The organism is Nonomuraea sp. NPDC000554, from assembly GCF_040300065.1.
In the GTDB taxonomy this organism is placed as follows: Bacteria; Actinomycetota; Actinomycetes; order Streptosporangiales; family Streptosporangiaceae; genus Nonomuraea.
Window position 1 is genome coordinate 180,559 of the sequence record NZ_JBEPDC010000018.1, and the last position, 12,585, is coordinate 193,143.

General features: G+C 71.4%; 16 protein-coding genes. 10 read left to right on the forward strand and 6 right to left on the reverse strand.

What is annotated here, in order from left to right; all coding sequences use genetic code 11:
- Positions 1-16: 16 nt before the first annotated feature.
- Both ABT294_RS31030 and ABT294_RS31035 read right to left on the reverse strand, forming a co-directional pair.
- Positions 17-229: a hypothetical protein gene (locus tag ABT294_RS31030; RefSeq protein ID WP_350809842.1), complete on the reverse strand. Its 213-nt coding sequence runs from the start codon at positions 227-229 to the stop codon at positions 17-19.
- Positions 226-1,080 carry an SDR family oxidoreductase gene (locus tag ABT294_RS31035; protein WP_350809843.1) on the reverse strand — a complete coding sequence of 285 codons (855 nt, stop codon included), beginning with the start codon at positions 1,078-1,080 and terminating at the stop codon, positions 226-228. Before ABT294_RS31035 ends, ABT294_RS31030 begins: the two co-directional genes overlap by 4 nt.
- 70 nt (positions 1,081-1,150) lie before the next feature.
- Between ABT294_RS31035 and ABT294_RS31040 the strand changes: the two genes are divergently transcribed.
- Positions 1,151-2,086: an AraC family transcriptional regulator gene (locus ABT294_RS31040; protein ID WP_350809844.1), complete on the forward strand. Its 936-nt coding sequence runs from the start codon at positions 1,151-1,153 to the stop codon at positions 2,084-2,086.
- 13 nt (positions 2,087-2,099) lie between these two features.
- The gene (locus ABT294_RS31045; RefSeq protein WP_350809845.1) at positions 2,100-2,225 is read left to right on the forward strand and encodes a hypothetical protein; all 126 of its coding nucleotides are present in this window, start codon (positions 2,100-2,102) and stop codon (positions 2,223-2,225) included.
- Here the strand turns inward: ABT294_RS31045 and ABT294_RS31050 are convergent.
- Positions 2,222-3,460, reverse strand: coding sequence for a beta propeller repeat protein (locus ABT294_RS31050; protein WP_350809846.1), 1,239 nt, complete (start codon positions 3,458-3,460; stop codon positions 2,222-2,224). The two genes, ABT294_RS31045 and ABT294_RS31050, sit on opposite strands and share 4 nt — an antisense overlap.
- Positions 3,461-3,570: 110 nt before the next feature.
- Here ABT294_RS31050 and ABT294_RS31055 point away from each other — a divergent pair, with 110 nt between their 5' ends.
- Positions 3,571-4,083, forward strand: a complete 513-nt coding sequence (locus tag ABT294_RS31055) for a SigE family RNA polymerase sigma factor (RefSeq protein ID WP_350809847.1) — start codon at positions 3,571-3,573, stop codon at positions 4,081-4,083.
- The gene (gene mltG, locus ABT294_RS31060) at positions 4,080-5,024 is read left to right on the forward strand and encodes an endolytic transglycosylase MltG (protein ID WP_350809848.1); all 945 of its coding nucleotides are present in this window, start codon (positions 4,080-4,082) and stop codon (positions 5,022-5,024) included. Before ABT294_RS31055 ends, mltG begins: the two co-directional genes overlap by 4 nt.
- Here mltG and ABT294_RS31065 read toward each other — a convergent pair.
- Positions 5,008-5,502, reverse strand: a complete 495-nt coding sequence (locus ABT294_RS31065) for a hypothetical protein (protein ID WP_350809849.1) — start codon at positions 5,500-5,502, stop codon at positions 5,008-5,010. The genes mltG and ABT294_RS31065 overlap by 17 nt on opposite strands.
- A gap of 251 nt (positions 5,503-5,753) precedes the next feature.
- On the opposite strand from ABT294_RS31065, the gene ABT294_RS31070 reads away from it, so the two are divergent.
- The 6 genes from ABT294_RS31070 to ABT294_RS31095 are packed head-to-tail and all read left to right on the forward strand — an operon-like array spanning position 5,754 to position 10,848.
- The gene (locus tag ABT294_RS31070) at positions 5,754-7,052 is read left to right on the forward strand and encodes an MFS transporter (protein WP_350809850.1); all 1,299 of its coding nucleotides are present in this window, start codon (positions 5,754-5,756) and stop codon (positions 7,050-7,052) included.
- Entirely contained in the window at positions 7,049-7,819 is a 771-nt protein-coding gene (locus ABT294_RS31075) for an SDR family NAD(P)-dependent oxidoreductase (protein WP_350809851.1), read from the forward strand. The genes ABT294_RS31070 and ABT294_RS31075 overlap by 4 nt, the downstream gene beginning before the upstream one ends.
- Entirely contained in the window at positions 7,816-8,217 is a 402-nt protein-coding gene (locus ABT294_RS31080; protein WP_350809852.1) for a nuclear transport factor 2 family protein, read from the forward strand. Before ABT294_RS31075 ends, ABT294_RS31080 begins: the two co-directional genes overlap by 4 nt.
- On the forward strand, positions 8,217-8,987 hold the full coding sequence (locus ABT294_RS31085; RefSeq protein WP_350809853.1) for an SDR family NAD(P)-dependent oxidoreductase: 771 nt from the start codon (positions 8,217-8,219) through the stop codon (positions 8,985-8,987). Before ABT294_RS31080 ends, ABT294_RS31085 begins: the two co-directional genes overlap by 1 nt.
- The gene (locus ABT294_RS31090) at positions 8,984-10,381 is read left to right on the forward strand and encodes an FAD-dependent oxidoreductase (RefSeq protein WP_350809854.1); all 1,398 of its coding nucleotides are present in this window, start codon (positions 8,984-8,986) and stop codon (positions 10,379-10,381) included. Before ABT294_RS31085 ends, ABT294_RS31090 begins: the two co-directional genes overlap by 4 nt.
- Positions 10,378-10,848 (forward strand): nuclear transport factor 2 family protein, encoded by a 471-nt coding sequence (locus ABT294_RS31095; protein WP_350809855.1) that lies wholly within the window; start codon positions 10,378-10,380, stop codon positions 10,846-10,848. The genes ABT294_RS31090 and ABT294_RS31095 overlap by 4 nt, the downstream gene beginning before the upstream one ends.
- On the opposite strand, the gene ABT294_RS31100 is transcribed toward ABT294_RS31095, so the two are convergent.
- Positions 10,821-11,525, reverse strand: a complete 705-nt coding sequence (locus ABT294_RS31100; RefSeq protein WP_350809856.1) for an IclR family transcriptional regulator — start codon at positions 11,523-11,525, stop codon at positions 10,821-10,823. The two genes, ABT294_RS31095 and ABT294_RS31100, sit on opposite strands and share 28 nt — an antisense overlap.
- A gap of 118 nt (positions 11,526-11,643) precedes the next feature.
- Positions 11,644-12,306 carry a macro domain-containing protein gene (locus tag ABT294_RS31105; protein WP_350809857.1) on the reverse strand — a complete coding sequence of 221 codons (663 nt, stop codon included), beginning with the start codon at positions 12,304-12,306 and terminating at the stop codon, positions 11,644-11,646.
- Between the last annotated feature and the right edge of the window lie 279 nt (positions 12,307-12,585).

The following is a 12,585-nucleotide window of genomic DNA, read 5'->3' on the forward strand; positions in this document are numbered from 1 at the left end:
CCGACGGACTACGTCGTTAGATGCCGCCCGCCTGCTCGAGGTTGTCGTCACTGTTGACCATCCAGGTCTCGTGCAGGTGCAGCCAGCCCAGCCCGTCCCCCTGGCGGCGGAGCACCACCGTCGCCCGGCGTCCCCTCTCGTGCTGCCACTCCGTGTAGGTCGCGACCACCAGCTCCGGCGAGTCCGCCACCACCCGCACATCCCGGATCTCGACGAGCGAACGCGTCACGCCCATGGCCACGGCTGGGCCGCGATCCACTCGCGCAGCGGTGTCAGGCGGACGCCCAGCCGTTCCTCCAGGTCCGGATCGACGGGGTCGACGGCGCCCGCGGTGGTCGCGAGCCAGCGGTAGGTGGCGGCGACCCCGGCGGCGGTCGGCTCGCCCAGGGCGCGGGCCAGGGCGTGCTCGAACTCGTCCACGTCCTGCTCCGCGTAGCGCACCCCCGGCCCGAACGCCGCCGCCAGCTCGGTGCCGGTCACCGTGTCGGGGCCGCCCACGTCCAGGACGGCGCCGTCCAGCCCGTCACGGGTGAGCGCGGCGACCGTGATGGTGGCCAGGTCGGCGTGGCTGAGCCAGGCCACGGGCAGCCCCGCCGGCAGCGGATAGCGCAGCACGCCCTCGTGCGCCAGCGGGCCCGCCACCCACGGCGCGAGCAGGTTGTCGAGGTAGACCGGCGGGCGTAGCACCACCGTGGGCACCCCGGACTCCAGCAGGGACGCCACCGCGGCCCGCCGCGTCTCGAACGCCGCGACGCCCGTGGCCTCCGAGGGAGTCCGGTTGCCCGTGTTGAACACCAGCCGCTCCACCCCGGCGGCCAGCGCGGCGTCGATCACGTTGCGCACGTAGGCGGCCACCAGCTCCGGCTCGTACACCATCGGCAGCAGTACCGACGCGCGGCTCACCCCGGTGAACGCCGCCTTGACCAGAGCCGCGTCGCCCAGGTCGCCGACGAAGGGCTGGACGCCGTCGGGCATCCGGTCCGAGCGGGCCAGCCCGCGTACGCGCTGCCCCGATGCCACGAGTTCGCGGGCGACCGCGCCGCCCTGGGCGCCTGTCGCGCCGATCACGAGAAATGTCATGGGCGACAGTCTGTCCAGCCGCTGCGATACTCTCCATAAACCCAGCTCCCCAGAACTTTAAGGATCGTCCATGGACGGCGACCTGCTCAGCGAGCTGCTCGCCCCGCTCCGCCTGCACGGCGTCTTCTACAGCCGCTGGTCGGCGCGCGCCCCGTGGGGCGTGGCAGGCGATCGGGACGACTGCGCGATCCTCCACTACGTGCAGAAAGGCACGTGCACCGTCGAACTCCCCGAAACCAGGCCGATCCAGCTGCGCGCCGGCGACCTGGCCGTCTTCCCGCGCGGGAGCGCGCATCACCTGGCTGACGCCCCCGGCAGGCCGACCGTGCCGCTGGCCCACCTGCTGCCGCAGCGGACCCCCGGAGCCGTGCGCACCGTGTGGATCGACGGGCCGGGCCCGGAGACGACCATGCTCTGCGGCGGCCTGCACTATGACGCCGCGGCCGCCGCCCCGCTGTACCGGGCGCTGCCCCGGGTGCTCGTCCTCGACAGCGCCATGATGAGCGGTCAGCCGCTGCTCGCCGACACCCTCGCCCGGCTCGCCGGCGAATGGGACACGGCCGAGCCCGGCGCCCAGCTCGTCGCCCTGCGCGCGTTCGAGCTGACCTTCGTGCTCGCCCTGCGCGCCGCGCTCGGCAACCTCGCCGCGGACGAGCCGGTGCTGCGCGCCCTCCGCCATCCGGCGATCAGCCAGGCGCTGCTCGCCGTCCACACCAGGTTCGCCGAGCCGTGGACGGTGGAGACGCTGGCCGCCGAGGCCGGGCTGTCACGCTCGGCGTTCGCCGCGACCTTCCGCGAGCTGGTCGGCGAGGCGCCCATGCGGCACCTGACCGCGCGCAGGATGCAGGAGGCCGCCCGGCTGCTCGCCGAGACGGCGCTGCCGCACGGCCGGATCTCCGAACGCGTCGGCTACCGCTCGCCCGTCGGCTTCCACCTGGCCTTCCGCCAGTGGTACGGCACCACTCCCGGCGACTACCGCAGGAGCAGGCCCGACACCGGCACGTAGGGAACCTGGAGCGTTGGCCGTTCGTCACCACCGTGTCGAGCACGTCAGCCGGAAAGGGGCCATGCAGTTCCCCTTCCAGGGGCAGGGGTTCGTCCTCGTCCAGGCGAGCGAGGGGCCGCTCGTCGTCCAGGCCCACTAGTGGTACTGGGCGATGACCGCGCGGCGCCAGAAGCCGCCGTCGGCCTCGAGCCGGCCGACGGCCCAGACCGTGCCGGTGCGCGGTACGTCGGCCAGCGCCTCCAGGCCGAAGAACTGCGAGCGCTTCAGCTCCGGTACGGCCGGCAGACGCGGCAGGTGAGTCCGCCGACCGGCGGCGTCCAGGCGCCAGGTGTCCTGGAACCAGGGGCCTCCCGCCGCGAGCAGGACGCCGCCGGAGCCGTCCCCGGCCAGCTTCGGACAGCAGTACCGGGACTCGGGGGCCGAGCGCTTGGTCCACTGGCGGCCGTCCCAGTGCAGGAGGATCGGCGGCGGGTCGTCCGGCTCGTCGTCCGCCTCGCCGTGGTTGAAGGTGTGCTCGCCGACGGCCCACACGTTGTCGCCGGACAGGGCGGCCACCGCGTCCAGGCCGGCGCTCCCTTCCGGCGGTTTCGGCTCGGCGAACGCGTACGTCGGCGTCGGCACCAGCCGCCAGGTCTGGCCGTCCCAGTGCATCGCGGCGGGCTGGGACATCTCGTCGTTCGTGATCGCCGGCCCCTCGTGGCGGGCGCCCACGGCCCACAGATCACCGGGGCCGGTGCCGCTGAGCGACTGCGCGTCGGCCGGGAGCCGTACCTTGCGCCAGGCCTGACCGTCCCAGTGCCTGGCGTACGGCTGCCCGACGCCGTGGACGGTCCAGGCGTCGCCGGGGCCGAGCACCGCGAAGTCGGCGACGTCCCCGGTGTCGAGCTCGGCCCCGACCTCCTGCCAGCGTGACCCGTCCCAGCGGAACGCCGCCATGCTGTCGACCTGGTCACCGGTCACGCGCTTCGGCGCGAGCAGCCAGACGTTGTCGGGCGCCGAGGCGGCCACGCGCACCTGGGACCCCGCCGGCACCGCGCCCAGACCCGCCGGCGGCTCGACCTGCCGCCAGTTGGAGCCGTCGTAGCGCAGCAGCAGGACCTTCCCGGACGCGGTTCCGACAGCCCACGCCTCCCTCGGCCCGGCGGCGGCGGCGTCCAGCAGTTCGGAGTCGGGCTGCTCGCTGACGTAGACGTACCGCCAGCCCGAGCCGTCGGCTGTGGGCGTGACGACCGGCCCCGGCGTGGGCGTCTCGCCTTCGGACGTGGACGCCGTGGGCCGGCCGCTCTTCGTTGTGGCCACCTCCCCGGCACCGTCGGACGCGCACCCCGCCACGGCCACGGCGAGTGCGACGAGCAGCGTGCCGATCAGCCTCATCCCCGACATGCTAGGCGACCCGGTACGGCGGGCAGGGGCAAGTTCGGTGACACCGGCATAGATCGGTGTTCTGCCCGCGTCCTTGCTTGGTGACATCGCGAGGAGGACGGGTGGATCCAGGATTTGAGACGGCACTCCGGGAGTTCGTCGTCGATCGGTCGGCCGCGCTGTTCCGTACCGCGTACCTGCTGACCGGTGACCGGCACGCCGCCGAGGACCTGGTGCAGTCGGCGCTGGCCAAGACGGCCGCCAAGTGGCGCGGCCTGCGCGACCCGGCCGCCATCGAGGGGTACGTCCGCCGAGCCATGTACCACGAACGGGTGAGCTGGTGGCGGCGCCGTTCCCGCGTCACCGAGGTGCCCACCGGATGGCTGCCCGACCAGATCGGCGACGGGCACGCCGAGGCCGCCGATCTTCGCCTGGTGATGCGCGCGGCTCTGGCCCGCCTGACGCCCCGGCAGCGGACCGTGCTCGTGCTGCGCTACTTCGAAGACCTGTCCGAGACCGAGATCGCGCAGCTGCTCGGCGTCGGGGTGGGGTCGGTACGCAGCCAGATCTACCGGTCCCTGGAGCGTCTGAAAAAGGCCGCGCCCGAACTGACCACCGTGAGGGAGTTTCGATGAACGTCGAGGACCTGCTCCGCCAGACCCTCTCCGAGATGGCTGACGAGGAACCGCCGCCCCCACCGGGCCGGTTCCTCCAGGTCCGACCGCGCCGACGCGGCCTCGCCCTCGCGGCGGCGGCAGCGGTCGCCGTGCTGGCCCTCGGCTCCACGCTCGTGGTCGACGGCCTGTCCTCCCGGCCGGGAGCGCCCTCCACCGGGCCCGGCTCCACGGCGCGGGCCGCACACGTCCTGACGGTGAAGGCGGGGCTGCGACTCTCGGACACCCTGCGGCAGCTGTCGGCCGCCACCGGCAGGCCGCTGGCGGAGTTCGTCAGGGCCGCCGAGAAGGGCGAGGCGCTCGGCCTTCCGGCCTACGCCAAGGGCGAGCTGGAAGGCTTCGCCTTTCCCGCCACGTACGAGGTCTCGTCCACGTCGACTCCCGACGAGCTCCTCGCCGCGATGGTGGCCCGTTTCAATCGCTTCGCTGACGACAACGACCTCGTGGACGGTGCCCGGCGTGCCGGCCGGACGCCACTGGAGATCGTGATCATCGCCAGCATCGTCCAGGCCGAGGCGGGCGACGTCCGCGACATGCCCAAGATCGCGCGGGTCATCTACAACCGGCTCGACCACAAGCCCGAGATGAGGCTGCAACTGGACAGCCCGCTCCTGTACGACCTGAACAAATACGGCGTCAAGGCCTCGAACGACGATCTCAGGAGCCGCTCGCGGTACAACACCTACAAGCGGTTCGGCCTGCCGCCCGGCCCCATCGACAATCCGGGTGAAGACGCCATCAAAGCGGCACTGAGGCCGGCCGAAGGCTCCTGGCTCTACTTCGTCGCGACCGACCCGAAGAAGACCACCATGAAGTTCGCCGCCTCCCAGTCCGAGTTCCTCAAGCTGGTCGAGGAGCTCAGGAAGAACCAGGGCGCCAGCCTGCCTACAGCCCTCCGCTGAGGTCGTCAGGCTCCTGGACGACGTCGAGGCGCATGAAGGTGGCGCCGTGCATGGCCGCGCGAGCGCCGAGGACGTGCCCGTCGCACATCAGGCTCTCCGCTCCAACCTGGTCGGTCACCTTCCACGTCACCGGCTCGCGGCACTTCTGGCCGCGCCGGTCGTAGTTCCAGGTGCGGCGGCACACCCGGCAGGTGGTCACGTTGGCCATGGAGGAGAGCGTGTTGCCGTGCTCGGGGCAGACGCCCCACGGGAAGCCGCACTCCTGCTCGGACAGGGATCGGAACTGAGCCAGGTCTCCGGCCGCCCGCAGCAGGTCCTCGCCCGCTCTCTTCAGCCATTCCGCCGCATGGTGCGCCGCCTGGAGGTGGGCGCGTTCGGGCGATTCGGCGGGCAGGCCGGCGTACAGGGCGCGGGCCTCGGCGCAGAGCGCGTCGGCACGACTGGCGAGGTCGCGTAACTGGGCGGGAGTTATGCTCATCGTCGAGATTCTCCCTTGTTCGCGCGGCTGGTGTGTAGACCCCTGACGAGTCCGACCAGCGCGGCTGTCGGCCCAGCGCCTGCGCGCGCTCTCCAGGCGCGGTTGTGCACCGCCCATGCTGCCGGTACGTCGTCGGCGGCGAACGCCGGCCGTCCTCACAGACCGTTGCCAATGCGCGGTGAGCGTGTTTAGACTCCCCAATTAACGAACATAGCGTTCGTTAATTGAACGCATCCCCCAGAGGACGTCCCATGGCGAACACGCTTGGCATCCACCAGAAACCCGTCCAATCCACCGCCAAAGTAATCCGCGCCGCCATCCTGGGCACCGTCGTCGAGTACTACGACTTCGGCATCTACGGCTACATGGCCACCATGATCAGCGCCCACTTCTTCGTGAAGGACGACCCGACGGCCGCCATCCTGGGTACGTTCGCCACCTTCGCCGTCGCCTTCTTCCTCCGCGTGCCCGGTGGCATCCTCTTCGGCCACATCGGCGACAAGTACGGCCGTAAGAAGGCGCTGACCTGGACGATCCTCCTGATGGCGATCGCCACCACGATCATGGGGCTGCTGCCCACGTACGCCACCCTCGGCGTGTGGGCCACCACGTTGCTGGTGCTCTGCCGCTGCCTGCAAGGCTTCGCGGCCGGGGGCGAGCTGGGCGGGGCCAACTCCTTCGTCTCCGAGCACGCGCCCGCGCGCTGGAGGGCCTTCCAGACCTCGATGGTCAACTCGGGCACCTACCTCGGCTCGCTGTTCGCCTCGCTGATGGCGTTGCTGCTCAGCTCGACCATGAGCAAGGAGCAGATCGCGGAGTGGGCCTGGCGGATCCCGTTCCTGCTCAGCCTGGTCATCGGCCTGGTCGGGCTGTGGATCCGCAACTCCATGCAGGACACCCCGCAGTTCGAGGCCCTGGAGGAGCGGCAGGACGTGGTCAAGGTGCCGTTCCTCGCGCTGATCCAGACCTCCTGGCGGCAGATCGTCACGATCGTCCTGCTCGGCGCGGTCATCACCGGCGGTTACTACATCGCCTCCGTCTACGCCGCCACCTACCTGCAGACCGCCGGAGGCCGCTCCCCGCAGCTCGCCTTCGCCTCCACCTGCGTGGCGATGGTCGTCGGCGTGATCACCCTGCCGATCTCCGGCTACCTGGGCGACAGATACGGCAGGAAGCCGGTTTGCCTGGCGGGCTCCGCCGCGGCCGCGCTGCTCGGGGTGCCGATGTTCATGCTGATGGCGGACGGCGCGCCCGGCTGGGCGGTGGTGGCCCAGTCGGTGCTGTTCATGTGCGTGTCGGTGGTCAACGGCGTCTCCTTCGCCGCCTACGCCGAGATGCTGCGCGCCCGTGTGCGCTACAGCGGCATCGCGCTGAGCAACAACCTGACCAACATGGTGCTCGGCGGCACGGCGCCGTTCATCGCGACGCTGCTGGTGAGCGTGAGCGGCAACACGCTGGCTCCCGCCGGATACTTCGTGCTCTGCGCGGTGATCAGCCTGGGCGCCTCCTTCGCCCTCAAGGAGACCAAGGGGACGGAGCTGAGCCTGTGACCGCCCGCTTCACCGACAGGACCGTCGTGGTGACCGGCGCGGGCAGCGGCATGGGCCGCGCCGAGGCACTCGCCCTGGCCGCCGAGGGGGCCGAGGTGTGGGTGGCCGACCTCAACGGCGATTCCGCCCGCACGGTTTCCGACGAGATCGTCCGGCGAGGCGGCGCGGCCACGCCGTACCCGATGAACGTGGCCGAGCCGGAGGAGTGGCAGCGGCTCGCCGAGGCGTTGGACGTGCTGCACGGGCTGGTCAACAACGCCGGGATCTCCTTCCGCCACGGCATCGCCGCCACCGGGGTCGAGGACTGGCGCCGGGTGATGGACGTCAACCTGTCCAGCGTGTTCTACGGCATGAAGTTCCTCGCCCCGGCGCTGGCCAGGGCCGGGAACGCGGCGATCGTGAACGTCTCGTCCATCGCCGGGATGCTGGGCTACTTCTCCGCGGCGTACGGCACCAGCAAGTGGGGCGTCCGCGGGCTGACCAAGGTCGGCGCGCTGGAGTTCGCCGGGGACGGCATCCGGGTGAACTCGGTCCATCCGGGACTGGTCGACACGCCGCTGCTGCGCTCGGGAGAGGACAGGTTCGTGACCGAGAGCCTGCGCGCGGTCCCCAGCCGGCGGGTGGCCGCGCCGCAGGAGGTGGCGGCCGCCGTGCTCTTCCTGCTCTCCGACGAGGCGTCCTACGTCAGCGGCACGGAGTTGGTCGTCGACGGCGGCCTGGTCTCCGGCGGCATCTACCACCGCCTCACCACGGACCTGAGCGAATGAGCCCGCCGTACACCGAGATCCTGCACCTGCTCGCGCGGCAGGCGCACGCGATCGACACCGGCCGCGCGCAGGAGTGGGCCGAGACCTTCACCGAGGACGGCGTGTTCAGCTCGCCGACCTATCCGGCGCCCGTCCGAGGCCGCCGGGCGCTCGCCGAGTTCGCCGCGGCCTTCGCCCGCGACAATCCGGCCGGACGACACGTGATCACCAACGTCTGGCTCGACGGCCCGTACGCCAGGTCGGTCCTGCTCGTCCTCGACGGCACGCGGATCGTCCGGGTGACCGAGCTGCGCGATCGGCTCGTCGAGCGGGACGGGCGCCGGCTGATCGCCGAACGAGTCGTCACCCTCCGCCAAGAAGCAGCCGCCAAGGAGCAGCCCACCAAGGAGCAGCATTGATGAGAACAGACACCAGCCCCATCCCCGCGCTCAACCCCGAGCTGGCCGGCCGGGTCGCCGTCGTGACCGGCGCCGCCCAGGGCATGGGCGCGGTCTTCATGGAGGAGCTGGCCCGCCGCGACATCCACGTGGTCGGCGGCGACCTCGACGGCGACCGCATGGCCGCGGTCGCGGAGAAGGTCGAGGGCGTCGGGATGCGGATGGACGTCACCGATCCGGCCGATCACGACGCCCTGCTGGCCCGCGCCCTGGACGCGTACGGCCGGGTCGACTTCTGGATCAACAACGCCGGGGTCTTCCCCCAGGCCGAGTTCACCGAGATCCCGCCGGACCAGCTCACCTCCACCTATCAGGTCAACGTCAACGGCGTCGCGTACGGCGGGCAGACGGCGGCCCGCCACATGCGCGACCACGGCGGAGGTGTGATCGTCAACATGGCCTCGGTCGCCGGCGTCCGGGTCAGGGTGACCAGGGCCGCCTACAACTCCTCCAAGGCCGCCGTGCGCCACCTGACCTCCTGCATGGCCGTGGAGCTGGGGCCGTACGGCATTCGGGTCAACGCCATCGCGCCCGGCTTCATCGACACCGAGATGACCCGATGGGTCCAGGAGGACCCGGTCGCGCTGGAGCGGGCGCTGACCACGGTCCCGTTGCGCAGGATCGGCGCGCCCGTCGAGGTGTTTGGCGCCCTGTACTTCCTGCTGTCCGACAGCGCCAGGTACGTCACGGGCGCGGTCCTCCCGGTCGATGGGGGGTCGCAGCACGTATGACGGACTACGACGTGGTCGTGGTGGGCGCCGGCGGCGCGGGCCTGGCGGCCGCGGTTTCGGCCGCCCAGCAGGGCGGAAGCGTCCTGATCATCGAGTCGGAGGCGGAGATCGGCGGCTCCACCCAGCTGTCGGCCGGGATGCTGACCGCCGCGGGCACGAGCGTGCAGCGCGCGCTGGGCGTGGACGACACCCCCGAGCGGATGTTCCAGCACTACATGGACCTCAACCAGTGGCGGGTGCTGCCCGGCCCGACGCGCGTGTTCTGCCAGGAGTCCGCCTCGCTCATCGACTGGTTGGTCGAGCTGGACGTGGAGATCCCCGCCCAGGTCTCGCGCAACGCGCACATGCCTGGCCTGACCAGGGCCGGGGTGGAGGACGTCTGGCGCGGCCACGTCCCCAAGGACCAGGGATACGGGCTGATCCAGACGCTCGAGCGGGCCCGCAGAAGCCTGGGCGTCGAGCTGGCCCTCGGCAGCCGGGTCACCGACCTGCTGCGGGAGGGCCCTGCTCGCACCGGCGCCGTCACCGGCGTGCGGGTCGGCGAGGACGGCGTCACCGCCCGCTCGGTCGTCATCGCCAGCGGCGGCCTGGCCCGGGACCCCGCCCTGGTCCGCAGGTACTTTCCCGAGGCCGGGGAGGAGTACTTCGTGGTGGCCGCCCCCGGCAGCCGGGGCGACCACGTCTCCCTCGCCGAACGCCACGGCCTCGACCTGTTCGGCCAGGGCTGGGGGCTGCTGCTGGTCACCGCCGAGTTCCAGCGCTTCCACCACTGGCAGAGCGGCTTCCCCCCGCCCTCGCGCATCCACGTCAACCGCGCCGGCCTGCGCTGCATGGACGAGGACGCCCCCTACGCCGTCAGCCCCGGCATCCTCAAGGACCACGGCGGCTGGGTGTGGGCCGTCTTCGACGAGGCCGCCCGCCTCGGCCTGCCCGACGGCTACGCCGACTGGACCCCCGCCCGGGTCCTGGAGGAGAAGACGGTACGGCGGGCCACCACGCTGGCGGAGCTGGCCGTCGAGATGGACGTTCCCGGGCACGTCCTGGCCGAGAGCGTGAGCCGCTTCAACCGCCTCATGACCGCCGGCCACGACGCGGACTTCCTGCGGCACGAGTCGCTGGCCGCCAAGAACGTCGACCCGCGCCTGGCCCCGATCGCCGACCCGCCCTTCTACGCGGTGCGCATGCTGCCGGCCGAGCTCGTCTGCACCCACACGGGCCTGCGGATCGACGGCCGGGCGCGGGTCCACACCACCGAGGGGCGCGCGGTGCCCGGCCTGTACGCCGCAGGCGAGGCGGCGGGCGGCGTACTCGGCGAGCGCTACGTGGGCGGCGGCAACTCCATCGCCCACGCGCTGGTCTTCGGCAGGATCGCGGGACGGGAGGCGCTCCGATGAACGACCGGCTGGACATCGCCGACGTCCTCTACCGCTACGCCCGGGCGGTGGACCGGCTCGACCTCGACGGCATCAGGGCCTGCTACTGGCCCGACGCGATCGACGACCACGGCGGGTACCACGGTCCGATCGACGGGCTGCTCGAGGACATCCGCGGGCGGCACCGCACCATCGACTCGTCCCAGCACTTCATCACCAACGTGCTGGTGGACCTCACCGGACCCGACAGCGCCGACGTCGAGTCCTACTGCCTGTGCTACCTGCGCCAGGCCAGGAAGGGCGGGGAGAGCGACCAGGAACTGGCCGTGATCCGCTGCCGCTACCTCGACCGGTTCGAACGGCGGGAGGGTCGCTGGGGCATCGCCGGCCGTACCGTCGTCTTCGACGAGTACCTGCGGCAGCGCGTCACCGACGAGCTCTCACCCGGCTGGGTGCGTTCTCAGCGCGGGCCCACCGTGAACAGCTGAGCGCTCAGCTCGGCCCCCGCCTTCACCACACGCGGGGCGACGTCCGGAACCGCGGCCTCATCGACCAGCGACACTCCCAGGCTGGTCTCGGGCATCGTGGACGGGGTCAGCACGGGCACCGAGATGCCGGTGATGCCGGGCAGCACGTGGCCCTTGGTGATCGCGTAGCCGAGTGACCGCGCCCTGACCACGTCCTCCGGGTCGTCCGGCTTGGGCGGGCGGCCCGCGAGGATCGCGATGCCGCCCGAGCCGCGGTCGATCTGGTGCCGGTTGCCGGACCTGAAGGCCAGGTGGACGGCCGCCAGCCGCGGCTCCACCACGAGCACCGCCTGCACCTCGGTGTCGCTGATCGGCACCATCAGGTTGGCCGTCGCGCCGGTCGCGTCGGCCAGCTCGGCCATCACCGGGTAGGCGATCCCGCGCAGGTCGCTGTCGACCGCGGAGGCCAGCTCGACCAGGCCGTAGGAGAGGTGGAAGCGCTTGTCGCCGGTGCGGTGGACCAGGTTGTGGGTGGTCAGAGTCTCCAGCATGCGGTGCACGGCCGTACGGTTCAGCTCCAGGGCTCGCGCGATCTCCATCATCGTCGCTCCGCCTGGGCGCTCGGCCAGATGCCAGAGCAGCCGGATCCCCCTGTCGAGGGTCTGCGCGCCGACGACCGGGGAGTTGTTGGCGGTCACACCCTGAATTCTAGAGTCATGCGGCGATGAGTTCCGGCGGTCGCGCTCCTGGTCGCACCGGGTCGCCACGAACGTCTGCGACTCATCCGGTCGGGCCGATTCCTCGCCCGCCCAGTCATCACGTCCGCGGCGGCTTGATCCGCACCCGCTCCTCCTCAGGGCGGCTCTCGAGGTCGTCGAGTTGCTCGCGGATCGTCTTCCGCAGGTCGTCGTAGTCGCGGAAGTAGTAGTCGTTGAACAGGGTGTAGCCCGTCCACATCAGGTTGGCGCACACCTGCGGCGGCACCCGGCCCGTCGCCGCGCCCATGCCGACCAGCGCCACCGACTCGATGCTGCCCGGCTCCTTCTCGTTCTGCATGTGGATGGCCTGGAACGCGGCGGCGCACGCCAGAGCCACGTTCAGCGTCTCGCTCACGTTCTGCACCGACTGCACCATCGTCGGCGTCGAGATCAGGAACTTCGGGTTGACCGCCCCGGACGGTACGCACACGGCGCTTCCCACCGGCAGCGACCCGTCGAACTGATCGCGGATCGCCCGCTGGACGCGCAGCTGGATCCCCGCCCCGAGGTGTTTCTTGATGACCGCGTCGACCCCGCCGTCCATCCGCCCGCGGGAGTTGGTCGGGTTGACCCAGGCGTCGACGTGCTGGTCGAGGAGCGACCCCTGGTGGATCTCGATCGCGGGGGTGTCGGCGAACGCCGCCCGCCACGACTCCACGACCTTCGCGTTGACGTCCGCCAGCACTACCTTGAGCGGCGGCTGCACGCGTTCGACGGTCATGGCTCACTCCGGTTGCGGGGAGGGGATTTCCGGCGTCCACGACGATACCGCGCCACGCGGGCGGACGAGATCTTGGTTGGAGATCGGGGGCGATCTTGGCGTTTGCCAACGTACCGACCCGGGGTTAGCCTGCCGTGAGCCTTCCGCGGATCATGGCCTTGACACAACTGAGAAGAGCCGTGGGCTTTCTGGTTCTCCGGCTCCGGGGTCTTCGCGCGGCACCGTTCCCCACCCCGATCACCCGTGCCGTCACCGGCACGGCTCGCCACTCCGGGAGCC